This is a genomic window from Ruegeria sp. BG8 (assembly GCF_056538325.1).
The window spans coordinates 55,810-80,405 of the sequence record NZ_JBQFSZ010000015.1; the positions used below are offsets into that span (position 1 = coordinate 55,810).

General features: G+C 52.1%; 29 protein-coding genes, 1 tRNA gene and 1 pseudogene. 19 read left to right on the plus strand and 12 right to left on the minus strand.

Going from position 1 to position 24,596, the window contains the following annotated elements; genetic code table 11:
• The first annotated feature begins 5 nt into the window (after positions 1 to 5).
• Together ACR0DG_RS20415 and ACR0DG_RS20420 are read left to right on the plus strand one after the other, a co-directional pair.
• On the plus strand, positions 6 to 1,313 hold the full coding sequence (locus ACR0DG_RS20415) for a relaxase/mobilization nuclease domain-containing protein (RefSeq protein ID WP_480700199.1): 1,308 nt from the start codon (positions 6 to 8) through the stop codon (positions 1,311 to 1,313).
• A gap of 109 nt (positions 1,314 to 1,422) precedes the next feature.
• Positions 1,423 to 2,313: a hypothetical protein gene (locus ACR0DG_RS20420; protein ID WP_480707307.1), complete on the plus strand. Its 891-nt coding sequence runs from the start codon at positions 1,423 to 1,425 to the stop codon at positions 2,311 to 2,313.
• A gap of 166 nt (positions 2,314 to 2,479) precedes the next feature.
• On the opposite strand, the gene ACR0DG_RS20425 is transcribed toward ACR0DG_RS20420, so the two are convergent.
• The 5 genes from ACR0DG_RS20425 to dcm all read right to left on the minus strand — a co-directional run bounded on the left by ACR0DG_RS20425 (position 2,480) and on the right by dcm (position 7,362).
• Positions 2,480 to 3,388, minus strand: a complete 909-nt coding sequence (locus ACR0DG_RS20425) for an Abi-alpha family protein (protein WP_480700201.1) — start codon at positions 3,386 to 3,388, stop codon at positions 2,480 to 2,482.
• A gap of 161 nt (positions 3,389 to 3,549) precedes the next feature.
• The gene (locus ACR0DG_RS20430) at positions 3,550 to 4,002 is read right to left on the minus strand and encodes an antirestriction protein ArdA (protein WP_480700247.1); all 453 of its coding nucleotides are present in this window, start codon (positions 4,000 to 4,002) and stop codon (positions 3,550 to 3,552) included.
• A gap of 429 nt (positions 4,003 to 4,431) precedes the next feature.
• Positions 4,432 to 5,676, minus strand: a complete 1,245-nt coding sequence (locus ACR0DG_RS20435) for a type II restriction endonuclease (RefSeq protein ID WP_480700202.1) — start codon at positions 5,674 to 5,676, stop codon at positions 4,432 to 4,434.
• A complete protein-coding gene (locus ACR0DG_RS20440) occupies positions 5,673 to 6,125 on the minus strand; it encodes a very short patch repair endonuclease (protein ID WP_480700203.1) in 453 nt (150 codons plus the stop codon). Before ACR0DG_RS20440 ends, ACR0DG_RS20435 begins: the two co-directional genes overlap by 4 nt.
• A complete protein-coding gene (gene dcm / locus ACR0DG_RS20445; protein WP_480700204.1) occupies positions 6,118 to 7,362 on the minus strand; it encodes a DNA (cytosine-5-)-methyltransferase in 1,245 nt (414 codons plus the stop codon). The genes ACR0DG_RS20440 and dcm overlap by 8 nt, the downstream gene beginning before the upstream one ends.
• A 188-nt stretch (positions 7,363 to 7,550) precedes the next feature.
• Here dcm and ACR0DG_RS20450 point away from each other — a divergent pair, with 188 nt between their 5' ends.
• From ACR0DG_RS20450 to ACR0DG_RS20465, 4 genes are all read left to right on the plus strand, one after another.
• Positions 7,551 to 9,284, plus strand: coding sequence for a hypothetical protein (locus ACR0DG_RS20450; protein ID WP_480700205.1), 1,734 nt, complete (start codon positions 7,551 to 7,553; stop codon positions 9,282 to 9,284).
• A gap of 348 nt (positions 9,285 to 9,632) precedes the next feature.
• On the plus strand, positions 9,633 to 10,352 hold the full coding sequence (locus ACR0DG_RS20455; RefSeq protein ID WP_480700206.1) for a hypothetical protein: 720 nt from the start codon (positions 9,633 to 9,635) through the stop codon (positions 10,350 to 10,352).
• Between the two features lie 574 nt (positions 10,353 to 10,926).
• The gene (locus tag ACR0DG_RS20460) at positions 10,927 to 11,364 is read left to right on the plus strand and encodes a hypothetical protein (protein WP_480700207.1); all 438 of its coding nucleotides are present in this window, start codon (positions 10,927 to 10,929) and stop codon (positions 11,362 to 11,364) included.
• A gap of 248 nt (positions 11,365 to 11,612) precedes the next feature.
• Positions 11,613 to 12,554 carry a hypothetical protein gene (locus ACR0DG_RS20465; protein WP_480700208.1) on the plus strand — a complete coding sequence of 314 codons (942 nt, stop codon included), beginning with the start codon at positions 11,613 to 11,615 and terminating at the stop codon, positions 12,552 to 12,554.
• Here the strand turns inward: ACR0DG_RS20465 and ACR0DG_RS20470 are convergent.
• Positions 12,551 to 13,072, minus strand: a complete 522-nt coding sequence (locus tag ACR0DG_RS20470; protein ID WP_480700209.1) for a hypothetical protein — start codon at positions 13,070 to 13,072, stop codon at positions 12,551 to 12,553. The genes ACR0DG_RS20465 and ACR0DG_RS20470 overlap by 4 nt on opposite strands.
• Before the next feature lie 295 nt (positions 13,073 to 13,367).
• On the opposite strand from ACR0DG_RS20470, the gene ACR0DG_RS20475 reads away from it, so the two are divergent.
• From ACR0DG_RS20475 to ACR0DG_RS20530, 12 genes and pseudogenes are all read left to right on the plus strand, one after another.
• Entirely contained in the window at positions 13,368 to 13,826 is a 459-nt protein-coding gene (locus ACR0DG_RS20475) for a recombinase family protein (RefSeq protein WP_480700210.1), read from the plus strand.
• 106 nt (positions 13,827 to 13,932) lie between these two features.
• Positions 13,933 to 14,478 carry a recombinase family protein gene (locus tag ACR0DG_RS20480; RefSeq protein WP_480700211.1) on the plus strand — a complete coding sequence of 182 codons (546 nt, stop codon included), beginning with the start codon at positions 13,933 to 13,935 and terminating at the stop codon, positions 14,476 to 14,478.
• Positions 14,479 to 14,489: 11 nt separating this feature from the next.
• Complete coding sequence (locus tag ACR0DG_RS20485) at positions 14,490 to 15,350, plus strand: helix-turn-helix domain-containing protein (RefSeq protein WP_480700212.1); 861 nt, start codon at positions 14,490 to 14,492, stop codon at positions 15,348 to 15,350.
• 100 nt (positions 15,351 to 15,450) lie between these two features.
• On the plus strand, positions 15,451 to 15,675 hold the full coding sequence (locus tag ACR0DG_RS20490) for a hypothetical protein (protein WP_480700213.1): 225 nt from the start codon (positions 15,451 to 15,453) through the stop codon (positions 15,673 to 15,675).
• A gap of 2 nt (positions 15,676 to 15,677) precedes the next feature.
• Positions 15,678 to 15,947 (plus strand): hypothetical protein, encoded by a 270-nt coding sequence (locus ACR0DG_RS20495; protein WP_480700214.1) that lies wholly within the window; start codon positions 15,678 to 15,680, stop codon positions 15,945 to 15,947.
• 4 nt (positions 15,948 to 15,951) lie between these two features.
• A complete protein-coding gene (locus tag ACR0DG_RS20500; RefSeq protein WP_480700215.1) occupies positions 15,952 to 16,428 on the plus strand; it encodes a hypothetical protein in 477 nt (158 codons plus the stop codon).
• On the plus strand, positions 16,425 to 18,056 hold the full coding sequence (locus ACR0DG_RS20505) for a type IV secretory system conjugative DNA transfer family protein (RefSeq protein WP_480700216.1): 1,632 nt from the start codon (positions 16,425 to 16,427) through the stop codon (positions 18,054 to 18,056). The genes ACR0DG_RS20500 and ACR0DG_RS20505 overlap by 4 nt, the downstream gene beginning before the upstream one ends.
• Before the next feature lie 71 nt (positions 18,057 to 18,127).
• Positions 18,128 to 18,406, plus strand: coding sequence for a hypothetical protein (locus tag ACR0DG_RS20510; RefSeq protein WP_480700217.1), 279 nt, complete (start codon positions 18,128 to 18,130; stop codon positions 18,404 to 18,406).
• 55 nt (positions 18,407 to 18,461) lie between these two features.
• The gene (locus ACR0DG_RS20515) at positions 18,462 to 18,710 is read left to right on the plus strand and encodes a hypothetical protein (RefSeq protein ID WP_480707309.1); all 249 of its coding nucleotides are present in this window, start codon (positions 18,462 to 18,464) and stop codon (positions 18,708 to 18,710) included.
• Between the two features lie 121 nt (positions 18,711 to 18,831).
• The gene (locus ACR0DG_RS20520) at positions 18,832 to 19,119 is read left to right on the plus strand and encodes a hypothetical protein (protein WP_480700219.1); all 288 of its coding nucleotides are present in this window, start codon (positions 18,832 to 18,834) and stop codon (positions 19,117 to 19,119) included.
• Positions 19,120 to 19,246: 127 nt separating this feature from the next.
• Complete coding sequence (locus ACR0DG_RS20525; protein ID WP_480700220.1) at positions 19,247 to 19,570, plus strand: hypothetical protein; 324 nt, start codon at positions 19,247 to 19,249, stop codon at positions 19,568 to 19,570.
• Positions 19,571 to 19,590: 20 nt separating this feature from the next.
• Positions 19,591 to 20,586, plus strand: a pseudogene (locus ACR0DG_RS20530) (recombinase family protein); the annotation flags it as partial.
• Positions 20,587 to 21,076: 490 nt separating this feature from the next.
• On the opposite strand, the gene ACR0DG_RS20535 reads toward ACR0DG_RS20530, so the two are convergent.
• The 6 genes from ACR0DG_RS20535 to ACR0DG_RS20560 all read right to left on the minus strand — a co-directional run bounded on the left by ACR0DG_RS20535 (position 21,077) and on the right by ACR0DG_RS20560 (position 24,203).
• A tRNA-Phe gene (locus tag ACR0DG_RS20535) sits at positions 21,077 to 21,151 on the minus strand.
• 79 nt (positions 21,152 to 21,230) lie between these two features.
• A complete protein-coding gene (locus ACR0DG_RS20540) occupies positions 21,231 to 21,413 on the minus strand; it encodes a DNA gyrase inhibitor YacG (RefSeq protein WP_480700221.1) in 183 nt (60 codons plus the stop codon).
• The gene (locus ACR0DG_RS20545) at positions 21,410 to 22,432 is read right to left on the minus strand and encodes a ribonuclease E/G (RefSeq protein WP_480700222.1); all 1,023 of its coding nucleotides are present in this window, start codon (positions 22,430 to 22,432) and stop codon (positions 21,410 to 21,412) included. Before ACR0DG_RS20545 ends, ACR0DG_RS20540 begins: the two co-directional genes overlap by 4 nt.
• A complete protein-coding gene (locus ACR0DG_RS20550; protein ID WP_480700223.1) occupies positions 22,429 to 23,007 on the minus strand; it encodes a Maf family protein in 579 nt (192 codons plus the stop codon). The genes ACR0DG_RS20545 and ACR0DG_RS20550 overlap by 4 nt, the downstream gene beginning before the upstream one ends.
• Positions 23,008 to 23,018: 11 nt before the next feature.
• Entirely contained in the window at positions 23,019 to 23,237 is a 219-nt protein-coding gene (gene infA / locus ACR0DG_RS20555) for a translation initiation factor IF-1 (protein ID WP_005978431.1), read from the minus strand.
• An 87-nt stretch (positions 23,238 to 23,324) separates the two neighbouring features.
• Positions 23,325 to 24,203, minus strand: a complete 879-nt coding sequence (locus ACR0DG_RS20560; protein ID WP_480700224.1) for a carbon-nitrogen hydrolase family protein — start codon at positions 24,201 to 24,203, stop codon at positions 23,325 to 23,327.
• 144 nt (positions 24,204 to 24,347) lie between these two features.
• Between ACR0DG_RS20560 and ACR0DG_RS20565 the strand changes: the two genes are divergently transcribed.
• The gene (locus ACR0DG_RS20565) at positions 24,348 to 24,557 is read left to right on the plus strand and encodes a hypothetical protein (protein WP_480700225.1); all 210 of its coding nucleotides are present in this window, start codon (positions 24,348 to 24,350) and stop codon (positions 24,555 to 24,557) included.
• Positions 24,558 to 24,596: the final 39 nt, after the last annotated feature.

Sequence of the window (24,596 nt, forward strand, 5' to 3'; positions counted from 1 at the left end):
TGCTCATGATCCTAGTTGGCAATCAGCGTGGTGGAGGCAAGAACCTCGCCCTTCATTTGATGAAGGATGAGAATGAACACGTGCAGGTTCATCAAATCCGTGGCTTTGCTTCGGATGATCTGCAATCAGCCTTTCAGGAATCCTACGCAATGTCGCGTGCAACGCGGTGCAAGCAACACCTTTTCAGCTTAAGCCTCAACCCACCCCATGATGCTGATGTGTCGGCGGAAGAATTTGAAGTCACGGCGGATCGCGCCGAGGATCGCCTCGGCCTTGCAGGTCAGCCGCGCGCAATCGTTTTGCACACCAAGAATGGGCGTACTCATGCGCATGCGGTCTGGTGTCGGATCGACACTGAGAACATGAGGGCTGTCCAGCTTTCTTTCACCAAGCGCAAAATGCAGGAGTTATCGCGAGAGCTATACCGCGAGCATGGCTGGACCATGCCGCGCGGGTTTGAGCGCACGGAGTTTCGTGATCCGCGCAATTACAGCCTTGCCGAATGGCAACAAGCCAAGCGCGCCGAGAAAGACCCTGCCAAACTCAAGGCGATGTTTCAGGATTGTTGGGCGATGTCGGACTCAAAGCAGGCATTTGAGAATGCTTTGCGTGAACGCGGCTTTCATCTGGCGCGCGGTGATCGGCGTGGGCATGTCGCGGTTGATTTCAAAGGCGAGGTTTATCCGGTTTCGCGATGGTCGGGTGTGAAGGCCAAAGAAGTTCGAGCGCGAATTGGCGATCTTGATGATCTGCCGTCGGTTCAGCAAGCACAACACGCCGCAAAGGATGTGATTGCCGAACGCCTCGATGAGATCAAGCGCGAAGAACAACAACGCCAGCGCATCAAAGTCGAACGATTAGAACGGGAACGCCGTGAGCAAGCCCGCGCCCAACGTCAGCACCGCGAGAGGCTCAAACGCGAACAAGCAAAACGGCAAAGACAAGAGCAAGCCGAGCGGGACGCGCGTTTGCGCAAAGGTCTTGCAGGCTTGCTGGATCGCCTGACAGGCAAGCGCAAACAAACGCTCATACAAAATGCCCGTGAGGCAGATGCATCAAACGCCCGCGATACCCTACAACGGCGGAATATCGTAGAGGCGCAAGAGCGATCCCGCGCTGAAACCAATGCGCGCGAACAGCGCATCCGGGATGAGTTCAAACAGGTGCAAAGAGAGCTGGCAGTCGACGCCGCCTCCCTTCGTCAAAATGAAGCTACGGAACAAGATCGCGAGGCCTTCAAGCGGATGCGGCGCGAAGCTTCGGATCGCACTAAACGTGGTCGTTCAAGAGATGGCCCGAGCATCGAGCGTTGACTTTCCAACCGCTCAGAAACCTTGTATCTTCAACTGCTTGAAATCGTTTTATTGGCAGGAGCAAAGAGAGAAGTTGGGCAGGGTCAAAGAACACTACATAGAAGAAATCTTGAACGAACAACGTTGGGTTTCGAGGGCCTTTTTGATCTGTCCTGCCTGTGGGGATGAGATTTATCAGGAAGTTGAAGTTCCAGAACCGGATTACACCACAGAAAAATCGCGCGATATGGTTTCTGAGGGTCATGTCGAAATCGCGTGCGAGGGCTGCGGCAATGTATTTGATGGTGATGCACGAGCTGGCTCGGCGCATTGCGATATCGAGTTGACCGACTATCCTGACACTGAGGTGTCTTGCGACCCGCCCGGCTATGACCGTCCGCCCGAAGACTGGTATGAAATCCCAGATGATCCATTATCAATTTTTAAATTCAATCGGGATGAGTTGCGTGCGTTGATCGACGAGCAGGCGGATGATGATGGATCAAGCCTCATGAACCGCATGATCTTTGCGCAGATACTGACCTTCCTTGAAGCCTATCTGTGTGACACCTTGATCACCGGCTTACGTGAGCATCCAAAACGCCTTGCCGAATTCGCGGCCAAGGATGGATCAATTCGTGAGGCGGATATCAATGCATCTGACGTGCTGAGTGATCCTGACCATGTAAGAAAGCTGATCGAATACAATCTCAAATCGCGCCTGTATCATCAGTTTGGCAGTGGCAAAACCGACAAGAGCGGCAAACAAAAACCAGAAGGCGTTGTTCTTTGGTATGCTCAGGCGTTTGGGTTTTCGTTGACGCCAACCGACGCTGATTTGAGTACATTGCGGAGCTACGCGACACTTCGGCATGATTGTGTTCATCGCAACGGTGTGACGAAGGATGAAAAAAAGCTGACGCTTTTTGACAAGACCTATTTGCGTGATGCGCTCGCAACTACTGATAGGATAGTTGATCATATCGACGCCAAGATGCTGAATCTGAGAGCCGAGTTCTGACCACGTATCAGCAAGCGTCGTAGTTCAGACCCTTACTAACGCAACATCGGTAGTTTTCAGAGTTCCCGCAGCGTTTGAATACAAGTACCCGTCGCAAGACTGGTACTGTCCATCAACTCATCCAGCCTATTCACACATTAGAGACAGTCTAAATCGCCACTTTGCGCTATAGATGAACAGTGCAGGAAAGAGGGGCAGAAACAGCGCGAAGAAATTCAACACCCATTAGGCTAGGGCCGAGCAGTGTCACCTCTACGTCGGGTTCAAATGGGTTCACGCCAAGGGGTTTCGGGATGGTGAAATCAAAGCGGTCTAAAATTCCAATAGCTTGCAAATCGTGAGCTAACGTGAGTTCGCTGGTTTCGCTATATGATCGACCGATTGGCGATCCGTAACCACCACTATCGATTTGATGAGCGACGGATTTTCGTAGTGTCACCTGTGAAGGAAACCCACCAAGGTCATGCAGTTTGGAGGAGATATTTGATGCAATTTCATTCCACTGTTCCCAATTTGGTTGCTCCACCGGAATGTTTGGAAGTTTGATGCCAATAAGCGACAGGTAGCTTTTTTGCGGCATAGGATAACCCTTACCGACACCCGAGATTTCCTGAAGCAGCGTTAAATCGGGGTTACGCTCCGACCAAACGGTCTTTTGCCACAAGTCATCGAGAACATGCGCTTCCGCATGGCCGATGCGAGATAGGTACCCTGCAAAAATTACATCGCGGGATCGAAATTCTTCTGCGCTGTTGAGCAGCAATCTTGCCCATTTGTCTTGCAAGAACTCATCGTCTTCCAACGCTACATTTCGGGTCCACTCTGCGATCAGCTTTGGCGGCTTTGGTGTGATTGGAATACCTTCACGCTCAGCAATCTCTTTTGACAGTCGCACCGTCTCAGCAACGTAGATGATGCTTTGCCGCTCACCCCAGAGATCAATGCGATTGGCAATCTGTCTAAACGAGGATGTGAACGGCGAGACAAGGTCAACTAAGGCGTCGGTCACTTTCGCCGGTACATTTATTCCTTTGTTGTCATCGTTCCATTCGAATTTTAGGTTGTTATCGCTCATCTGCCCTATCTCGCCTCGGCATCTTTCTTCGAGCCACAACAAAACGATCACTTGTACCTTTTTCAAGGTATCAAACGCTTCAGAAACGCCGACGCAGCAGTTAAATCAGAACGAGCCCGATGCTGCCATGCTATGCAAATCCGTGCAAATCGACCGTCATATCAATGGCACCAGAAAATGTGAGCTTCTCTGAATCCAAGCTCTATCGCAAAAACATCATTGATCAGCATATCCCGCGCCATAGCTTCATAATCGATGTAGTGCACCAACTGATCGGGAATGTCTTGCGTTTGTTCGGTGATTTCCTGGGCGAAATCTGCGGCACTTTCATAGCACCCCGCATAGTGATTTTCGAACGCGCTACGTGCATCGCACAGGCTGCCGTAGTGTTCGAGAATCCCTGCTGCCAGCTTTCCGTGTTCGCTGATGAATGACGCGATTTCGCAGACCTGCTCAACCCCCTCATATTCGGATAGGGTATAGCCTTCGAACCCCTCAAAATCATGGATGGCATATTCCTCTGCATCATTTATGGGTGATGCCGCCAACATCTTCCCGATGGCTTCATGAACAGCCTCTGCATCTTGGTCTGCATTGATCCAAACACCGTGCAGATGTCCGTTGTTTTAGGCCGCAAGGCAGGCCACATAAATCCTGATATCTGAGTGCGTAGTCTCCATTTTCTTCTCCTTGGAACAGGGGTTGCTCATGCAACCCTTGGCTTTCGCCGAGAAGCGGGGGGCAAACGGAGAAAAAAATCGACGGCGGGCGCAGCGGGCGGGTCCCGCGAGCCTCGGGAGACCGTCTATTTTTGGTGAAGTGCGCCAGGGGCGGCAGCCCCAGCCTGCGCAAGGGATCGAAGCCGAATGGCCAAGACGCAAGCTTGCGGCTTGGTTCACGAGAGCCCGGCCCGAAAGGGTGCGTTCCAAGGCTTGCTAAAGTCAATAAAACGACAGAGCCCATTGCTATCGTTACAATTATTTTATAGCAAAAATAATAACTTACCCATCAACGTCGACTTAAGATCAATGTCTTGACGCTAGTTAGCTCTGGTTTTGTCTACGCGTAGTTAGATCAAGGAAATCCCTGATTGAATACAACCAGCTTTGCTGCTCTTTCGTGTAACTCTCGGCAATCTTCGCAGGCACGATCAATTGCACATCTGAGTCTTTCATCATTGTCGTCTGGGGCTCGCTGATAGCAGGTTCAAGGGTCACAAGGTGCTTTCGAGGTATCCTCTCCGCTTCGGGCAAAACCTGAGGCCACCGATCCTTGCACGTGGACTTTGCAGCAAGCATCGTCAGCAGTTCGACAGAAAATTTCTCGTCATTATACGCGCGCTCGCCGGGGAAGATGAAATCGGGTTTTTTGCCTTTTTCTGTCTTCACCTGACGATCATACTTTAGTTCATATGCATCAAAAACCGCACAAAGATGGTTTTCGAATGAGTGCCCCATTCGGGACTTGCGCCTGTTCTGAACGCCAAGTGAGTATTTAATGAAGGCGTCCACGTCTGTTTTCCCGTCCTTGCTCCAGCCCTGTTCAATATCTCTTGCGACAATTCGGTTTTCCAGTCGCCTGAACATTGCTTCCTCATGATCCAGCCAGGCGACAAGAGCTTCATCTGAACCATCACGTGCATCTATTTCTGGAAGAGTAAGGCGCGCAAGATCACTGAATTCGGCAGTCGAGGGAAACTCGAATCCAAATCTCTCGATAATGGAATCAATTGTGTTGGCATTTGGATCTTCATACTCAACGCCGATCTCATCGAGAATGAGACGTGCGATGAAGTCCAGCGTAGCGTCATTGCCGTCTTCGATTTCATGTACCGCGAATTCGCCAAAGTCAGGCTGGTATTCGAGATCGAACAACCACATCAACTGGGACGCAATGGTGCTGGACTGCGGAACAACGATAAAGAAAACCGTGTCGTCGGGACGGCGAGCGACGAATAGCCTGTCACCCTCTCCCATCATCCTGGTTACCGGGTTCGTCTGGTAATACAATCGCCATTCAGCGCTTCTATGAGGCTGGTTCTCACGGGTGTCGTACCATGAGAGCAAACCTTCTTCGGTGATTGTCTCCTGCTCATCGGACAACCAGATAAATTTAGCGTTGAAGCGATTGTTCCGCTTTCTTGGTTGATCCCCGAGAATGCGCATCAAGACTTGCCCTTGATGGCCATCCCCCACTTCGTGCTGGTTCGACTTTGGTGTTGCATCAACGCGCGTGAGGATTTTCGTACCCGCGCCAGTAAAGTATTCTGACAAGAAACCTTTTTTCATGAGCCACGTACTTCTAGAAAATTGCTTTCACTTCTCAACCATTTGTCACAAGTCTCAACGACATTGGCCACGCCAATTCGGGTTCTGCCTTTCAGCGCGCATTCCCAAACGCGGGCCTGTCTCCAGCCGAGAGCTTCGATCTCACCTGATACTCTTCGGTCACGTGCCATGTTCCCTTCAATCTTTGCTCTCCAGAATTCAGGACGCGTAGATGGCCATTTGAACAGATGGCAGCTATGGCCATGCCAAAAGCATCCGTTTACGAATATGACAGCCCGATAGCGGGAGAATACGAGGTCCGGCTTGCCGGGGAGCGTTCTAACGTTCAAACGGTATCGGTAGCCTCTGGAAAAGAGACCTTTCCTGAGAAGAATTTCAGGTTTTGTGTTTGTCGAACGAATGCCCGACATCATTTCCGATCTCTTTTCCCTCGTTACAATATCAACCACTAGAAGTTCTCAGCATCATTTCCTTTTGCAATGGAAGGTCATGTTCGAGCGCAACGGCTTCAAACACGTGAGGTTTCATGAGTTCCGCAACGGCCCGAACCACCGGCACAACAACGGCATTGCCAAACTGGCGGTAAGCCTGTGTGTCTGAGACCGGGATTTCAAAGCTGTGCCCGGAAGGTGTGTCGAACCCCATCAGCCGGGAACATTCACGAGGCGTTAAACGTCGCGGTCGTTTGCCTTTCTGCTCCACTAGAATTTCTGAACCGTCCTTGTAGTAACGAGCCGAAAGGGTGCGGGTCACATCGTTTGGTCCAAACAAGGAGAAGCCAAACCCGTTGCCTGCGCTTTGGTGTTTCTCCTTGTAGCCTTGCAAATAGCCCCAGAGCTTTTCAGACAGCGTATATTTCTCAAGTACCCGGGGTTCCAGAATGTCGCCAAGGACTGGCTGGCGTCGATCAGGAACATCAAGTTGGTCGAAATCAAATGACGATGGCTCCCGGAAGCCAACAATGAAAATGCGCTCGCGTTTTTGCGGAACCCACGGATCGGAACTGACTACCCGTGTATGTACCTCATATCCCAGTTCTTTTTTCAACACGTGCATAATGGTAGCAAAAGTTTTACCGCCATCATGGCGCTCAAGATTCTTGACGTTTTCAAGGAGAAAAACAGAGGGCTTGTGGTGCTTGATGATGTTGGCCAGGTCGTAAAACAATGTGCCCTGGGTATCGCACATGAAACCATGAGGACGTCCAAGCGAGTTTTTCTTGGAAACACCTGCTATCGAAAAAGGCTGGCAAGGAAATCCCGCGAGCAGGACATCGTGTGCAGGTACTTTTGCCGGGTCTTTGGCATAAGGCCGGACATCCTCGGCAAACTCATGATCTTCCCCATCCGGGAAATTGGCAGCGTAGGTCGTTCGGGCAAATCTGTCCCACTCCGCCGTGAAGACACATTTTCCGCCAAGTTCTTCAAATGGAATGCGTAAGCCGCCAATACCCGCAAAGAGGTCGATGAAGCGAAAACTCCCCTGGTTACGACCAGCCTGCTCAGAGCGCTCTTTGATAATGCGTTTCAGCGCGTCCATGACAAGTGCGGGTGCGTTGCCGTCCTCGTCACCGCAATCCTCGTAACGCCTGACTGTTCGGGGAGATTTTCCAATCAACTCAGCGGTTTCGTCAATGCTTAGTCCCGCTTTTTCACGTAACGCGTGAAAGGTGCCTGTATCTGTCATGTGACCTCTCTGGGTATTTTTTTGACATCATGTCACTTTGAGTCCCAGAGTACCACACATAAACTCGAACATAAAGTGAACATATTGCAGAATCCAGGAAAATCCCCATGAATTCGTGTGAGCGATCAGGTACCTTCGTGCACCGGGGGTAGCATGAAGGTGAAACTTAAAGACCGCGGAGAAAAATTGTGAACGAGCCGTTTGACACCTTGATGGATGCCCTGGAGGTCGAGGAGTGCAAGGTCAGACAAAAGCTTAGCACGGACTCTGCCGGACTATTTCCAGTTTATGCCCTGCGCGAATACGATTCTTTTTTTCTGAATTACAAGGAAAACCAAGGCAAAGATTTCAGTGGTGACTTCATTGAGCTTCACTACTTGTTGCGGCTCGGACTGCCGCGCGCTCTTTCAATCGCTCTTTCCTGCCACAAGAGCTACACGGTTCCCACCATAATGCCTGTGCACAATGAGGCACTGGCTTCCAGAGCCCGAGCAACAATACTTCGGCTTGGAATCATTGAACATGGGAGAAGGCTGGCGATTGCCTCCAAAATCGGAGATTTGGAACTCAGTCAAAACTCAGAATCTTCCTTTTCATTCGTACTGCCAAAGACATGGGTTGACTACGATGCGTATGAGGAGGCGGTTGAAAGGCACTTTCGAGAGCAAGGGTTAGCAATCTACCAAAACGCATACCAAGCGCTGGAATCCACTAAGGGGCTGGAAAAAGAGTTATCCGAACTGGCGCGAGATCGGGTTTTTGCGTATCGGAAGTATTTCATCGGATACGAAGCGCATCCAACTATTGACGACCACTTCTTCGGGCTGGCTTATTTTTATGTGTCCACCAGTTCAGCTTTCGACACATTTAAGTTCAACCTCAAGTTTGGTGGGGTCACATTCTCTAAGTATGTTCTTGCCGTCGTCTATATCTATTCTCTGGCTCTAAAACACGAGCTCTTTTGCCGAGAATTGCTCGCGAAGAGCCCGGATACCAATCAAAGAAACATTCTTACCATTTCATCAGACAAAGAAGGATTTATTGAGGATATGGGGCATGCGCTCGATATGTATGGCCCATCTTTTTCGGGCTTCACATTCACAACGCGCAGTGAACTTGAGACAATATACAACGTCCTTTCCGTGCGCCGCGAAAACATCGAATTACTGAAACCCAATGGGGCTCCGGCCCCCATGCTGTTCGAATTCTCGGATACGAGCGTCTACCGGAGCATAGCTGGCGCACAAGAACAACCATTGCAAATTCTACTGAACGGTCTGCGGCATCACTTCCCCAAGGACTACGACAGAAACCAGCAAACCCGCGAACATTCCTTTCAGAGCGCAACCGAAAGAGTGCTGCGTAGTTGTGTAAGCGGCGTAAAGTTCAAGAGAAATGTGAAACTCAAGGCAGATGGTAAAGAGCTAACAGACATCGACTTGTCAGCCGCTGATAACAAATCCAACACTATTGTGCTTGTTCAACTCAAGTCTCAGGACAGCTTTGGATCAGAGGTAAACGCAAGGATAAATCGATCCAGGAGATTTGTTGCTGAGTGTGAAAAGTGGATCAAGGCGACTCAAAACTGGCTATCGCAGGCAAGTGACCATGAAATACGCAACAAGTTTGGGTTGCCTGAAGAATCGAGCAAGCCAAAGATTTACCTTCTCGTTCTTTCGAAGAACTTTGCGCATTTCGGATTTGAGCTCGAAAACGCGGAAAACGTGACATTCTGCACCTGGTTTCAGTTCAATAATGCTGTCGCTAAACTGAAGAGTCGGCATGGGCAACTACGAACGTTGGAGGCCTTGTTCGGCTGGATTGTCAGAGACGAAATCAGGAGAAATGTCCAAAGCACGGAATGGAGCGAAAGACAGTTCGAATTGGATAGCATTCAGTTTTTCACCGTCAATGAAGACTGATCTTTCGGGTTATTGCAGGGAGGATGCAACGGAGGGCGGCACGCTCTCCTTGCCGAGGACGGCGAAGCCGCCCGCAGCACAAGATGCGTGGTACTACCACGCACATCTTGCGTAAGACGGACACTCAAAAAAAAAGCGGTATGACCAGAGGTAGCACTCTAACAGGGCCACAAGTGCAGCGTGAGAATACGTTTGGCGTTGGATCAAGATTTCTAGAATTGTCAGTTTTCAGCTCCGGGGCGCAAGCGCGTCTCACGCCCGCACTTATGCCGATGTCTTTTGTTACACGGGCTGACAAGGAAGTTATGTTGTCTAAAATTATCGTTAAATGGCTTTATATACAGAGGTATGGATAACGTTTTACCTCAAACCACTGTGGAATCCTGGGAAGCCTACGTTTCCGTTTTATCCCCTCTCATATCTGCCATCACCGTCGCCGTTATCGTCGGCATCTTTTTGTATGATCGACGAAGCGCTAGGAGCGAGGGTACCTACAATCATAACTTGGCCTGGCAAGGATTTAATCAGGTCTTAACGGTCAATACTGAGTTCATCGACTTTGAGCGCAAACTTCACCCGTTCGACAACTTGTCGAGAGAAGAGATGTTGCGAGTTTATTATTGGTTTATGCGTTTCAACGTGGTGTACCGCGCACATCGCTCGAAAAAGCATAAGACTATGGCAGAGAAATTGGGAGAATCCTCATGGGCAAATGAGGTTAATCTTTCTTTTGGGGATCGAGAGTTCATTCGGCGCAACGTTTTCCCGCGCGGATACGATGATGAATTGGCAAGGGCATTTGAGGCCGGTTGGAGGCAAATCAAGGAAGACAAGCTAACTTTGCCAATGGCAGACGCGCCTACGGAATCCGAGTATTCCAGAGTGCCTCCGATATACAATGCGGATTTTTCAAATGTGGGTTCAGACGATACTTATGAGCATCTGATAAATGTTATCCTTGATCCCAACAGAGAAGCAAAAGAACGCACCGTTATGTTGGAAAAACTCATCCAGCATCAGGCGGCGAGCAGCGCGGATGATGCAAGAAATGTGAGTACCGAAGAATAGCCGTGTTTTTGTGCCCAATCGTATAACTGTCTACCAAAACTAATTACACCCTGCGTGTTCCCTTGAGCACTTGCGGCAAGAATTCCTATCTCCCAGCCTTCATGTTCTTCGGGCGGTGCCGTTGAAAACACCCGAGCATGGCGTAGTAACTCCAAGCTGTAAGCACCTTCTTGGACGTTTTGGGCTGCTTTTTGAAATGCCTCCCAGGCCCTTTCTCTTTTTTGATCCGTTTCGCGCACAGTCTACAAACAATAGCAGATCACGAAAATATGTCAATATTTATGACCTAATTCTAGAGCTTTATTACTTCAACCTGCCCTTCGCGAATTTGCCAGAGAGCAAAAGAACTCAAGAATTTGATCGCTGTTAAAGACTAAATCCCATTGTTACCAATTCGCGGCGCAACTCATTCGCTACGTTGGTTAGATTTGTGGAGAAGTTTTTCATTTTAAGGTGCTTAGCTCAACCGCTCCGATATTTGATGGTAAGATGTATTTTCAGCAACGGGGCGCGCATGATCAGGAAAAGTAGCACACGCGAAACATTCTCACGCGAGGTTTGCAGACGAGTGCAGATGCTTCAAAAGAACTCAGGATGGGGTGCCTATGCGATCAAGAGCCAGATCGTTGCCAGAGAATTACCCGGCCATGACCGTGTTACAGCGGGAATGATCTCGTCAATCCTTTACAATGACACTCTCAAGACCGTCGATCCTGAAATCCTCTCCTCCGTTCTGGAAGTTCTTCAGTCACTACCCGAGGGAAGCAACGGTGCCAGCACCTATGACAAGTCCGCGTCGCGTGTCGCGCTGGAACCGAAATTGGTAGAGGCGCTTAACGCCGCATTGGATCAAACCAGTCTTTCGGTTCCATATCTTTTGAAAGCCAATCACGCCCCAGAAGGGCTTGGTCCTGTCACACTGCATAAAATCAGAACCGGGAAACAGCGCTCCATTCGAAAGTCCCATAGGGCCTTCCTGCAAAACCTGATTGAAACTCTTAACAAAGCGTGAATATTCGAGCGCATTTGTCTAAAATGCCACCTATTTCCATAATAAAATATTAACCAATCTTCGCTACACTCATAGCGTAGTTATTGCTCGGTTTGAGCAACCACAAATACAGAAGTTGCGCCCTTGGCTTGAAGTTGCCAACGTAGATTTTGGAAGGTGCTCTGCTTCTGGAAGCTTTTTCAATCCCAATTGAACAATGGTCGGCTAACAGACCGCATGGGATTGTCGTGTGAATTGGGGAGAGATCTATGAGTTTGAGCGCCTTCAGGGCCAATATGGAGGATATTACTGGCAAACCTGCACTTGGTGTAGAGATTGATCCGCAACGCCTGCATTCCAAAGAGATGAGTGAACGTGCATCTGCAAGGGAACAAGAAGAGCTATTGGGTTTGCCGGGCGGGTCCGTTGTCAGTGTATCCGGTCGCGCCAATTCCGATGCTCAGACCAAGACTGCCAAGCAACTTGCTTCTCGCCAAAATGCCGCCGAGCGTGCAGGCAATGATGTTGCCCTTTGGGTCGCGCTGATGCAACAGGGCGAGCTTGACGCGTTTATTGCTGAAAACGTTGTCGCAGGCACATCAGATGAAGAACTGGCCAAGCTCATTGAGGACATTGAAGCAGAGACCGGAAGCAGTTTTGAAGACTATGCCAAAGACATTCTAGGCGACTTGCCGGAACGCCGCCCTGGTGAGAGTGAGATGGAATATCAGCGTCGGATCATGGAAGAGATTATCGAAGAGATTCTGGACGAAGACGGGTCAATCAAACCTGAATATAGCGATGATCCTGTGGCGCGTTTTCTTCGTGATCATGAACTCAGACAGGAAATTGTCGCAAGCGTCAATGACAAGGACCAGCGCCTCAATAGCGGCGAAGACTTTGATACTGTGAGAGCGGAAGCCCAATCTGAAATTGCCGCCAGCCTTAACGCCGCCGATGCATACGCCACCAATGCTCAATCAGAGCAGCTTGTTGTCGATGGTGACAAAGGGCATGACGGCTTTAGGGATAGCGAATTTGAGTCCGCCGCTGCACATGCCAATAGTGCGTCATTCTTGGAAGGCTTCTCACCAACATTGAGTGCCGCGTCTCAGGATATGAAGCATCAGTTCGCTGAGGCATCAACCAATAAGAGCGGTGACAATCCTTCTGTTGATCAAACTTTGGAAAGTGACTTCCGGCCAACTTAGCCGCCCGGTGAGACAACGGGCTGGATATTTAGCGCCAACTCACGCTGCAGTGCCGCTTGTTGAGCAACATCCGCGACTATTGCCGGGTCAACACCTGTTTGCAGGTCCAACAATGGATCTGGTTGCCCTACGGGTGTGTAGGGTTTTGGGCCAACGCGATATTCTAGGCCTGATGCAGGGGCATCGTTCATACTCGGAAAGACCTCAATTTCGATACCGTGCGGCGCAAAGTGGCCTTTGTAGGTTTCAGCAACCCATTCTAGAACCGCGTCGCGTTGCGGATGGTTTTGGATGTCCATCCCCACATGCAGCAGTATGGCGGCACCATGAATGGATGCGTGCTCATTCGCAGCGTCTCTGGCTGCGTGCAATTCACGAAGCTCGTCCGTCCAAACGGCGGCTTCTGTGGGGTTCGCATCCTGCGCGGTGGCAGATAGCGGTGTGATCGCAGCCAAGCCAAGCATTCCCGCTCCGACGGCGCGTCCAATGAAGTTTTCTCTGAGTTTTTCCAAAGCCATATGCTTCGTTCCTTCGTTGGGCGGAGTTGGGCTTTATATAGCTTAACATATTGATCTTAAGCCAGAAAAAGGACCCTTTTTCTTGCAAGAGGGGTGTTTTTTGTGGTACGTTTCGTTTTGAAAGTTAAGCCACTGATGTATAGTGGTTTTGGTGGACGCGAAGGCTCAGGAAACGGCAAAATCGCCGATATCCGAAAAAGGGTCCTTTTTTATCTCAGAGAGTGTGTTGCAGGGATCGCGCGGGATGCGCGGTCTCCAAGCTTGTTTCAACACATACTTGATGAGGGCCTTTCCCATGAACCAAAACACTACGAGTCGAAAAATCGGCTATGCACGCGTGTCTACCGTAGAACAGAACCTTGCATTACAAGTCTCGGCGCTGCGCGCCGCCGGATGTGATGAGATATTCGAGGATGGCGGGATATCGGGTGCGGAGAAGAGCCGCCCTGCTCTGGATGCCGCGATGGCTGCGATTGGGCCGGGCGATACACTGATCGTTTGGAGGTTGGATCGTCTGGGGCGGTCGCTGCGGCATTTGATCGATTTCAATAATGATCTGGGCGAACGCGGATGCGCTTTTGAGTCTCTGACCGAGAAGATCGATACCTCAACGGCAATGGGTGAGTTTGTTTTCCACATCCTCGGCGCAGTAGCCCAGTTAGAGCGAGAGATCATCCGTGAAAGGACGTTGGCGGGGATGGCCGAGGCAGCGAAGGAAGGGAGGTTGCCGGGAAGGCCACGACTGGCGGCTTGAGAGCCTGAACGGAAGCGCCGCACCGAAAAATTACCGATATCGAAACACTGAAACGCGGTGCAAATTTACGGTGCAAAATAGATTGCTCTATGCTAAGCCTCGAGGCATGAAGATCGGATACGCACGCGTCAGCGACCCCAGGCAGAATCTGGATCGCCAGATCGCCGCTTTGCGGGCGGAAGGCTGCGATAAGATTTACTCTGACAATTCTACAGGAAAGACCGTCAGGGGCCGTCCCCAGCTTGAAAAAGCCATAGACGCGCTTGGGACCAACTTCGTGTTTGTCGTAGCAGAATGGGACCGGGCGACCCGCTCTTATCAGGATGGCATCAACATCATCACCCGGATCGCAGAACGCCAGGCGCTTGTGAAAGTGCTCGACCGCAGATACTTCGATCTGACAACTGATCTGGGCAAAGCACTGTTGGGGCTGCTATCGGCCATTGCCTGTGACGAACGCAAGCGCATTGTCCGGCGAGCTGAGGAAGGCCGGAAGATCGCTGCGCAGAAGGGTATCAAACCCGGTCGCAAGCCCAAGCTTTCAGATCATCAACGTGGTAGGGCATTGGAGAGGCTGGCAGCTGGCGAAAGTGCCCGTGAGATCGGCAGGGATTATGGCGTATCGCACAGCACGATTGTGCGGCTGAGGTAGGTAGGATCAGAATGGCAGAGAAAGTACTTTGGCCCATAGAAGAAGCCGAACTGGGAAGTCCACCGAAAAGCATCTTAGAAGCCCAAGAGTTTGTGAACCATCTCCGTGAAAATAAAAAACGAGAGATTTCAAAAAGTGAAGGCGACCGATTTTTTTCCTTAATTGCATCCGAACTCACGAAGACGCATAATGCGTATCTTACATTTCTAAAAGAAGCAGAAGACAAAGATACGACAGTTTGGGTCGAGCATCTTCGAAATTACGTATATTTGGCGAGTCTGGTAAATCGAAATAGAGATTTTCTCGACTTTGCTAGCTACAATCGCTTGCAGAGCTTGCCTCTGTACTCACGATCTGCTTACAAAAAAACAAAGACAGAACTAGAAAAAGAAGAGAATTATAGCCGTTTGACGGAGCAAGAAAAAACAACTATAATCAATGTTTTAAAGATATTCAAAGATGAATTTCTGAGTTTGTCAAACAGTGTGATTTTCAACGATCTGAAGCATAGCTTTGAAAAAACATTCAGAGAGGTTCACGAATTTCTCGCGAAAGAATTTACAGGAAGATCAAAAAAGAAACTTAAAGTTAAAGCACGGCGGGCTTTTCCGCCAAACGATTTGAAAGATGATAAACTACAGGCAGCGGCAGACGCTAAATCCGTAGGAGAGATGTTCAGACAGGCGCGCGAGGACTTAGGCGTTAACAAGTCTGCGGCCTCCAGAGCGACCGGCATGGCAACTAAGGATATTCGTCAATTCGAAGACGGGGATCACAGTCCCACTCTTCGGAAGATTCAGAAGTATGCGGACGCCTTAGATTATGAAGCTCGTCTAGTGCTTGTCCCCAAGGTAAAATCCGAACCCAGTTGACAGTAGGGGAAAAATCCCCCACTCTCTCTTCAACAGCATAACTTGCTGAGTCGTCACATGACGGCGATCCGGGTCGCTGTCCCTAACCGGGGCTGCGAATATGAAGACCATTGCAAAGGCTTCCGAACGGAAGCACGAAGCGGACTCCGCGACCGCGTTCAATCCGCTTACCGTCCTTGATCCGAAGGGCGAACACGCCCGCCTTGATCAAAACACCCTCGAAGATCGCCGCAAATTCGTAGCGGTCAATCCTTTGGACTTCCTGTCAGAGGATGACGGCTCCTTTGCCCCGGTCTGTCCATACACCATCAACACTGGAGATTAATCATGTCTGATCAAAAACAGGGCATCTCCCCTGTCGCCGTCACATTCGCCGGAATCGCAGCGTTTCTAGGTGCTCCCGTCATCTACAGTGCGACTGAACCTTGGGTTACACCCCTGCTGGAAAACAGCTACGGCCACGGGTTCACTGATCTTTACAAGGTGGGATGGGGCATCGCGACCGCCGCTCTGGTGTTCTTTCCGGTGCATGGCTTCTTCAAGCTTGTGCTCGCCGGGCTCGCGGCAGGGACAATCCTGCGGCTTGCGGGGGCGTAAGGCCATGAGACGCATCGTTGCAGGTATTGCCGTTTGCCTCGCGCTGGCTGGATGCAAGACAGAAGAACAGCGCGCCCACGAACTGCGTATGCACCAATTGGAACTCCAAGCCCAGGCTGAGGAGCGACGCCTTCAGATTGAGGCGGATGAACGGGTGCGCACAAGTCAGATTGCTGCAAGTGCCGAAACCAAACGTCGCATCGTTGGTACGGTCAAACTGATTGGAGTTCTTGCCGCAATTGGCGCGGTGTTCGCAGCCGCTTTTCACTATATCAGTCAGGTGCTCGAAGCACGTCTTCAGATGATCCGCGACGTGCGCATAAGACAAGAAGAGGCACAAACCGACCGATACTACAAATTTATCTTGGCAGTGACTGACCCGAACAACGGGATGAGCGACGAAATGCGCTACCGTGCACTGGAGTCGGCTTCCAAGGCAATCGGCGGTTCTCTGACCTACAATCCGGGCACGGGCTCATGAATGCCAAGAACAACGAGCGGTTTCGCTATGGCAGTACCCGCTTCGAGAATTCAGCGGGTGAGCGTCGAGCGGGCTTGCACAATGGCAAAGGGAGCCGCATTGGCTATGGCGAACATGGACAGCCGCTATCTCTGGATGCTGACGCGCCGTTCATCTCGATTTGCGGGAGTGGTGGGGGCAAGACGAGTCAAATCCTGATTCCAGAAATCCTTGCGAACCCCACTAAACCGCGAGTGGTTCTTGATCCACGTGGGGAGATCGCATCTGTGACGCTTCCGGCGCTTACCACTGCGGGTGTTTATGCGTGGATTTGGAACCCGACGGGCATGCACGGCCTGGGGTCTCAGGCTATTCAGCCGCTCGAAATACTAGATATCAACAACCGGACATTTCACGCAGATTGCGAGTTCATCGTTGCTAGTCTGCTGCCAATGTCTGGCTCGTCGGATGGCCGATACTTTGAACTTCGCGCGCACGAGTGGCTCAAGAACATCGTCAAGGCTCTGGTGGAGCGTGACGGCTCCGTCTCGTTCCCCAGCATTTGGCGGATAATTTGTACCATCGAAGGTGATCGCGATGCATGGGAACGCTTCTTGGGTTTCATGCTACAATCTTCGATGGCTGGCGTGCGCGCGGCAGCGGGCGAAATGATCACCAAACAAGTGGAAAGCCCGCGTGAGTTCGGATCGATCATTGGGGAAATCTCAGGCCATCTGAACTTTCTGGATGACCCTATGCTCCAGGCCTCGTTGGAGAGACCCACTTTCCGTCTCGCAGACCTCTGTAATCCGGCTCGACCCTCTTCGCTTTTCGTTGTCGTTCCGGTTGACTACCTTGAGCGTTGGAGCGCGGCCTTCAGAACAGTCTCTACGGCAATGATGCTCTACAGGTCACGCAACGTTTCTGCGCCGCGCATTCAACTGCTGATGGATGAGGCTGGCCAACTCAAGAAGTTTGAGGGCCTCAAGCAGGCGATCACTTTCGGACGCGGGAGCGGTATATCCACCTGGAGCTTCTTTCAGGACGTCGGGCAAATCACCGATCACTACGGCCAATCCGGTCTCCAGACCTTTCTCGGCTCATCTGTGCTGCGCCAGTTCTTTGGTGTCCGCGACTATGAGACCGCCAAGATGGTCTCTGACATGCTCGGTCACGAAACGCTGGAGTATGACGATCAGCTTCAACAAGAAGCCGCCCGGCGTGAACGGTTCAAAGCTGCCATGGATTTCGTGAATGGCAGTGATCCGATGCGGGCCTTTAGTAACATGCGCTCGCATGGGTTTAGTCAGCGCCATCGCAGCAAGCAGGCACGACTTCTAATGACGCCGGATGAAATCATGGGTATGCCTGAGGACCGCCAGATTGCGTTTATCTCCGGCAAAAACGTTCATCCCCTTTATGCCCGTAAGCTCCCCTATTTTGCGCGCCGGGAGTTCGCTGGAAAGTACCTGCCAAACCCATTCCATCCGCCAGATGACCGCGTACGCATAGCCACACGGTGGGGTCAGAAGACCGCCCGTGTCATTGAGGAACGGGTCCCTGAGGCCTTCGCTCATTTGCCGCAATACGCGCATGGCACATGGAAGTACGTCGAAGGTTACCGTCCCAATCCACGCAGGCTTCGATAAGCCCGAAAAGTGATCTCAGGGAGACCAAGCGGCAGCAACCGCGCATATACTACGACAAGGAGAAGAAAGGAATGGACCATCTCAAAGAGAAGTTCCGCCAAGACTTCAAGAAGGCCCATGACCGCCACAAGCGGATCACCGACACACCTGTGACCAAGAAAGAGCTGAGAGCCCGCGAGAAATTGCGTGAAGAACCGACGCATGACTTCCATCTCGAACCGGGTGGAACAACCCGGCGCGAGGTCGATCAGTCGGGCCATGCCGAAAACGAACGCCGCATTCAGTTCCTGCGCGAGCGGCTCGGGCGCATGAAGGGCCGCGCTCACGAAGACTTCCAGCGCGGTCGGTGAGCTAAATTTGCATGAAAAACAGGAGGTTTGATACAATCTGAAGATGATCCGATTTATGACCGAGCTAGAAATTGAAGCCAGTCTGGAGCGAAAAGCCCGATCCCTTCGCACACCCGGAGGCGGGAAAATAACTGTCGATGGCTTCGTCCTCACCTGGAGAACGCTCGATCTGATCTTGGACGCGACGCACTACACAGAAGAAGAGATCATCCGTCTAGCCCGCCTGACCAAGGCGGAGATGGGCTACGACATGGCTGACGCAGTCGCTTCAGTCGTTGGTTACATTCATCGCGTGGTCCGCTAGAATCCACATCTTCATCGCCCCAATTCACATTTAAGTATATGTAAAATATATACTTCTTGCCAATTGTGAAATTATATGTTCTTGTTTTGTTCCTATCCTCTAAACCAGAAAGGAGATCGAGATGACCCAAAGAGAAAACAGAAACGGACAGGAAGGAACGCCGCACCGCGATGGTGGGCGTAAGCCGGACTACATCGGCTACACGGTCAAAGATCGTGGACCGGATCAGGACGCTGTCTGGACGCGATTGGGTGCCGCCTGGGCACACAAGGACGGCCAAGGCTTCGATTTGCAAATGGAAGCAATGCCTGTTGATGGCCGACTAACACTCAGAGAATTCAAGGAGCGCCGTCGTGAGGATGAAGCGCGCCACTATGAACAGGACCGAGGTCCCAGTCGTGGGAGATGACACCCCGCCTGCGTTCACTGCGTACCAACTGAGTAGCGGCAAGGCGGGCAAAATGCCCGCCTTGTTTGCTCTGGAAGAGGACAAACCCATGGCAGCCAACACCAGCTAGAAAGGAACACCAATCGAGATGCCAACTCAGACCGACACACCGCCCACCCGCCGAACGCTCACGCTCGATGTGGATAAGTATCAGGCCATGCTCGATGGCTCTGATATGAGCGCCGAAGAACGAAAACAGGTGCTTGAGGCGCTCTGGTTGCTGGTGGTGTCGTTTGTGGATTTGGGGTTTGAGGTCAAACCCGCAGAAAACGCCTGTGGAAAAGAATTGGAGAAGGATGAAACGGCCCCCGAAACCAGCGCGGAAATGGTAGAATTGCCTTCTGACTTACCCGAATGCTTTAACAAGAAAACTGCCACGCAGAGCACGAGGGCAGAGGGAGGCTTCGATTGACACAAGTACCGACCAAGGCAGTGATTTATGGCAGGGTTTCGAGCATTAAGCAGCTTGATGAGGGTGATGGGCTTTCATCGCAACAGCATCGCTGTGAAGACTATGCCCGGCGCAAGGGGTATGAGGTCGTCAAGGTCTACCATGACAAGGGAGTCTCCGGTGGCATGCTGGACCGCCCGGCCATGCAGGAGATGCTCGGCTGGTTGCTCGCGCAAGAGGACGGTCCCTATGCCGTCATTATTGACGACCTCTCTCGGTTCTCACGCGATGTGACCGTTCACTGGAAGCTGCGCGACTTGTTGGACAAGGCCGGGGGAAAGCTGGAAAGCCCCTCCGTGACCTTCGGGACAACCAGCGACGACAAGCTTGTCGAGAACCTGCTGGCCTCCGTATCGCAGCACCAGCGCGAGAAGATCGCCGAAACCTCCGTCAGCCGAATGAAGGCCCGTATCGAAAATGGCTATTGGGTGTTCAAGAAAGTGCCTGGATACAAGTACGTTCAAACGCGCGGCGAAGGCAAAATCCTTGTTCGTGATGAACCCATTGCTTCAATAGTCACCGATGCGTTGGAAGGTTTTGCCTCGGGGCTATTAGAAACACAGAGCGAAGTCCTAGCATTCCTTCAAGCCGAACCGGAATTCCCGAAACCAGCCAGCGGCCTTCGCATCCAGAAGGTTTCAGACATCCTACGCAATCCGCTGTACGCCGGGTTTGTACAAGCACCGAAATGGGGGATCGCCTTGCGAGAAGGACGGCATGACGGCCTGATCTCTGTACAGACACACGAGAAGATTCACGAACGATTGAAAGCCAAGGCTATCGCTCCACAGCGCAAGAACCCTGGTGAGAAGTTTGCATTGCGTGGCTTTGTGTGCTGTGGCGACTGCGGCAAGCCCTATCGCAGCTGTGAGTCTCGTTCTGGGACTGGAAGACGATACGCATACTACTTGTGTCAAACAAAGTCCTGTACGTCGTACGGCAAGTCGGTCCCTCGCGATGTCATGGAGGGCGAGTTTGAAGACCTGCTCAAGACAATGCGGCCCACTCCGGGCTTGATTGGTATAGTTAGAGCAATGTTTGCGGATACCTGGACGCAGCGTTCTAAACAACTTGCAGTGCGCAAGAAAGCGCAATCAAAGCACATATCCAAACTGGAGAAGGAAATTGACGCCTTCTTGGATCGCATCGGCGAAACAGGAAGCGTGCATGCCGCGAAGGCCTATGAGCGCAAGATCGAACGCCTGGAAGAAGAAAAGCTAATTGCTCAGGAAAAGCTGGCGCAAACCGACGTGTCAAAGTACGCGGCATCCAAAAATATAGAACTTGCCCTAAGGTTCCTGTCAAACCCTTGGAAGATATGGGTTTCTGGAAATCCAGACCACCGCAGACTAGTGCTGAAATTGGCGTTTTCGGAGCGTTTACCCTATCAGCGAAACGACGGGTATAGAACTCCGCAAGTATCTGTAATGTTTAGATTTTTAGGAGATTTGAAGGAGAATTGTAAAATGGTGCCCGGGGGCGGAATCGAACCACCGACACGAGGATTTTCAATCCACTGCTCTACCCCTGAGCTACCCGGGCACGGGAGCGGCAATTGCCGCTGGGTGGAGGCGTTCTATGACTTGCTACAGGCAGTGTCCAGAGCCTTTTTTACATTTTTTCAATGTGGACGCGCCGGTTGTGTTTCATCCGGCAAAACCTCTTCTTCGACGTCCTCTTCCCGTTGGGATGCGACGGCATAGGATCCGTTTAACCATTTGGCCAAATCGACATCAGCACAGCGCCGTGAGCAAAACGGGCGGTACTTGGTAACGGTATCTTCCCCACAAATCGGACAACTCATTTCAGCACCTCTGAAAGCGCAAGACGGCCTCTTTTGCGTTGAAGCTCAAAATGACCCAGCGGCGTCCAGCCGGCCAGTATGGTCTCGATCGGGTCGGATTTGAACGCGGTGCGCAAGGCAGATTCAAACCCACGGCGGTCTTTTTTGGGCATAGGGGCCAGGTCCAATGTGATCTGGCCACCAAGGCCGCGGACACGCAGCGCACGCGGCAACGCCTTGGCACAATCGAAATTTGCTTTGGTGCCTGCGGCCAAAGATGTGTCTGCGCCCGTGTTTACGTCTACGGCAACCAAGGCGCGCGTCGGCTGAATATACAGATGCCCGCCACCCGGCAACGTTTCCGAAATGCCGCGAGCGGTGTCGAGCGCATCCAGAACCGCGTGGGTTTCAAAACCACCCGATTTGGTGACGACCTCTGCCGGATCGGTCCAGTCGCGCCATGCCAGAACATGGGGGCCATCGCCTTCCAGCAGCAACTCGGGTTCAGTTCCGGGATTGTTCATGACTTCATCGGCATGGGCCAGCATTGCGCTGATATCCTCGGCAATCTCAGCTGCGTCTTCACCTACGCAGCACGAACGCAGGATCAGACCGTAAGAACTGCCATCCATGGCTTCGTGCGCGATTTCCAGCAGACGGTCTCTTTCTTCCTCATCCCTGATTGAGCGTGAGATATTCAAGCCCGGCGCATCGGGTGTCACAATCGCATACCGGCTTTTGAACAAAACGCGGTCGGTCACAGGCAGGGCTTTGCCCGGTTCAGCGTAGCCTGTTACCTGCACACAAATCAGCGCGCCCGGTGCCAGCCCCTTTACTTGGCGCAGAAAAGCAGGACCATCGGGCGTTGTCAGGAACATCCCGCCCTGCCCTTTGACTGGGCGGTCAGCACGGGCGCGATAGATCGTCCCCGGTGCAGGAGCATCCCCTGCGATCAGAAAATCGTCCAGCTTGCCATCCACCATCAAAGCAGCGGCTTCGCGATTGTCGATATGGTCGAGAACGATAGTGCGACCCTTCATGATGCCTCACGATACAGGGGATAGCCGATGCCTTGCAAAAGGGCGGCGGTTTCGGAAAGGGGAAGACCAACGATACCGGTGAATGACCCAGAAATCCAAGGAATGAACGCGCCAGCCGGGCCTTGGATGGCGTATGCGCCTGCTTTGCCCTGCCAGTCTCCGGTCGCCAGATAGGCGTTGATCTCAACATCCGACAGGCGTTTGACCTTGACCTGAGAAACCACGTCGCGTTGCAATACCCGGTCACCCCGTCGCACTGCGACCGAGGTGATCACACGGTGCCGCCGACCAGACAGAGCATGCAGGAACTCGGCCGCCTGACCAGCGTCTTCGGGCTTGCCCAGGATGCGGCGACCCAGAGCCACGGTGGTATCCGCACATAGGGTGATGTCATCGCTATCCGCTTGAACAGCCTGCACTTTAGCCCGCGTGATGCGGTTACAATAAGGAACCGGCAACTCACCCTTCAAAGGCGTTTCGTCAATGTCAGGAGCGCGAATTGTATCGGGCTGCACGCCAAGCTGAGCCAACAGGTCCAGCCGCCTTGGGCTGCCCGATCCTAAGATAAACGCCATTGCGGCAGGCGTTACTTGAAGCGGTAGTTGATCCGACCCTTGGTCAGATCATAGGGGGTCATTTCGACCTGAACTTTGTCGCCGGCCAGAACACGGATGCGGTTCTTGCGCATCTTGCCTGCCGTATGTGCGATGATCTCATGGCCGTTTTCCAGCTCGACCCGAAACGTCGCATTAGGCAGGAGTTCCTTCACGACACCGGGAAATTCGAGCGTATCTTCCTTGGCCATGTTGTCTCCATAGTTACGTTGCACTCGCAGAATCTGCGAGGATGTGCGCCTAAATGAGCCTATTTCGGGCTTATTTCAAGGCCGGAATCACCAAAGGCCGGATATTGTGACCGATTCGACTCGGGGCGTTTGCTCATCCCAATGGGTCCGGTTCAGTACGTGGCCATCCGCGCGAACGTGGGCGATAGCCGAAAGGTCAACCTCAGCAAATGTCCAGCCGGGTTGGTTTAGTTGACCCTCGGCCAAAACCCCGGTGGGCGGGAAACCCTTATCAGGCGGGCCAAAAACACCGCCGGTTCCCGTATTCATATCCACGGCTTCGGACCATTCGTTTTCACCAACCAGCGAGGCCATAGCAGTCACACATTGGTTCTCAAGCGCGCGGGCCATCGCGCCAATCCGAACCCGCCAATACCCCGAAAGCGCCTCGGTGCAGGACGGCACGAGGATCAGATCAGCTTGGCTTAACGCACGGCCCAACAAGGGAAATTCACTGTCATAGCAAATCAGAACACCGATCTTGCCCAGCGCAGTATCAAAAAGCTTGAGCGGTCCTCCGGGGGCGATATCCCAGTCCTCACGTTCGAACCGGGTCATGATCTGCTTGTCCTGATAGTCGTGCCCGCCATCAGGCGCATACAACGCCGCACGATTTACCGGACGGTCCAACCCGGCAAGGACCGGGGCAGAGGCCCCAAGAATATATACCTTAAATTCCTCAGCCAGCCGCCGATGCAGCGATTGAGCATCGCCCATTCGATCCGACACTGCCTGGATCGAACGCTCCAGATCACCGGCAACCTCAGCACCGTCCAGTGTGGACAGCTCCATCGCGCCGTATTCGGGGAAAACCAACAAATCAGCCCGCTGCCCCGAGGCATCCGACACCCAGTGATGCAGCTTGTCTTCGTATTGGGCCCAGCTCGACAGCCAGTCGAGGTTATAAGCAGCGGTTGCGATTTTCATCAGCGGGTTCCTGGCCGTTGGAGTTGACGGACAATAATTGAGGACGATGCATCGTGTACATAAATTTTATCCGTTCTATCAACGACGAGAATGTGAATTTGCATCTGTCGTCCTAGATGGTTGAATGAGTAGAGGAGGTGCATCATGCAAAACCCGGAAAGCTTCGAAAAGTTCTATTTTGCCAAGGTTGGAATGGGTGAAGCCTGCGGCTGCGCCGAGCGTGTCATCGACGTGTTCGAATTCAACCGCAAGAGCGGTGAGCAGACGAAACATGCACTGAAGACGCCCAAGAGAAAACGCCGATCGTTTAGAGGCTGGGCCGTCAAATACGGGTTACTCAGCCGTAAACGGTAAGAGAATGGTGCGCGAGCAGGACAGCTAGATGGCGCACCC

Coding starts and splice junctions, on each gene's coding strand:
- ACR0DG_RS20415 (WP_480700199.1), top strand. CDS start 6: ATGATCCTAGTTGGCAATCAGCGTGGTGGAGGCAAGAACCTCGCCCTT.
- ACR0DG_RS20425 (WP_480700201.1), bottom strand. CDS start 3,388: ATGAGCGATAACAACCTAAAATTCGAATGGAACGATGACAACAAAGGA.
- ACR0DG_RS20435 (WP_480700202.1), bottom strand. CDS start 5,676: ATGAAAAAAGGTTTCTTGTCAGAATACTTTACTGGCGCGGGTACGAAA.
- dcm (WP_480700204.1), bottom strand. CDS start 7,362: ATGACAGATACAGGCACCTTTCACGCGTTACGTGAAAAAGCGGGACTA.
- ACR0DG_RS20455 (WP_480700206.1), top strand. CDS start 9,633: ATGGATAACGTTTTACCTCAAACCACTGTGGAATCCTGGGAAGCCTAC.
- ACR0DG_RS20460 (WP_480700207.1), top strand. CDS start 10,927: ATGCTTCAAAAGAACTCAGGATGGGGTGCCTATGCGATCAAGAGCCAG.
- ACR0DG_RS20465 (WP_480700208.1), top strand. CDS start 11,613: ATGAGTTTGAGCGCCTTCAGGGCCAATATGGAGGATATTACTGGCAAA.
- ACR0DG_RS20470 (WP_480700209.1), bottom strand. CDS start 13,072: ATGGCTTTGGAAAAACTCAGAGAAAACTTCATTGGACGCGCCGTCGGA.
- ACR0DG_RS20475 (WP_480700210.1), top strand. CDS start 13,368: ATGAACCAAAACACTACGAGTCGAAAAATCGGCTATGCACGCGTGTCT.
- ACR0DG_RS20480 (WP_480700211.1), top strand. CDS start 13,933: ATGAAGATCGGATACGCACGCGTCAGCGACCCCAGGCAGAATCTGGAT.
- ACR0DG_RS20485 (WP_480700212.1), top strand. CDS start 14,490: ATGGCAGAGAAAGTACTTTGGCCCATAGAAGAAGCCGAACTGGGAAGT.
- ACR0DG_RS20490 (WP_480700213.1), top strand. CDS start 15,451: ATGAAGACCATTGCAAAGGCTTCCGAACGGAAGCACGAAGCGGACTCC.
- ACR0DG_RS20495 (WP_480700214.1), top strand. CDS start 15,678: ATGTCTGATCAAAAACAGGGCATCTCCCCTGTCGCCGTCACATTCGCC.
- ACR0DG_RS20500 (WP_480700215.1), top strand. CDS start 15,952: ATGAGACGCATCGTTGCAGGTATTGCCGTTTGCCTCGCGCTGGCTGGA.
- ACR0DG_RS20505 (WP_480700216.1), top strand. CDS start 16,425: ATGAATGCCAAGAACAACGAGCGGTTTCGCTATGGCAGTACCCGCTTC.
- ACR0DG_RS20510 (WP_480700217.1), top strand. CDS start 18,128: ATGGACCATCTCAAAGAGAAGTTCCGCCAAGACTTCAAGAAGGCCCAT.
- ACR0DG_RS20515 (WP_480707309.1), top strand. CDS start 18,462: ATGACCGAGCTAGAAATTGAAGCCAGTCTGGAGCGAAAAGCCCGATCC.
- ACR0DG_RS20520 (WP_480700219.1), top strand. CDS start 18,832: ATGACCCAAAGAGAAAACAGAAACGGACAGGAAGGAACGCCGCACCGC.
- ACR0DG_RS20525 (WP_480700220.1), top strand. CDS start 19,247: ATGCCAACTCAGACCGACACACCGCCCACCCGCCGAACGCTCACGCTC.
- ACR0DG_RS20540 (WP_480700221.1), bottom strand. CDS start 21,413: ATGAGTTGTCCGATTTGTGGGGAAGATACCGTTACCAAGTACCGCCCG.
- ACR0DG_RS20545 (WP_480700222.1), bottom strand. CDS start 22,432: ATGAAGGGTCGCACTATCGTTCTCGACCATATCGACAATCGCGAAGCC.
- ACR0DG_RS20550 (WP_480700223.1), bottom strand. CDS start 23,007: ATGGCGTTTATCTTAGGATCGGGCAGCCCAAGGCGGCTGGACCTGTTG.
- infA (WP_005978431.1), bottom strand. CDS start 23,237: ATGGCCAAGGAAGATACGCTCGAATTTCCCGGTGTCGTGAAGGAACTC.
- ACR0DG_RS20560 (WP_480700224.1), bottom strand. CDS start 24,203: ATGAAAATCGCAACCGCTGCTTATAACCTCGACTGGCTGTCGAGCTGG.
- ACR0DG_RS20565 (WP_480700225.1), top strand. CDS start 24,348: ATGCAAAACCCGGAAAGCTTCGAAAAGTTCTATTTTGCCAAGGTTGGA.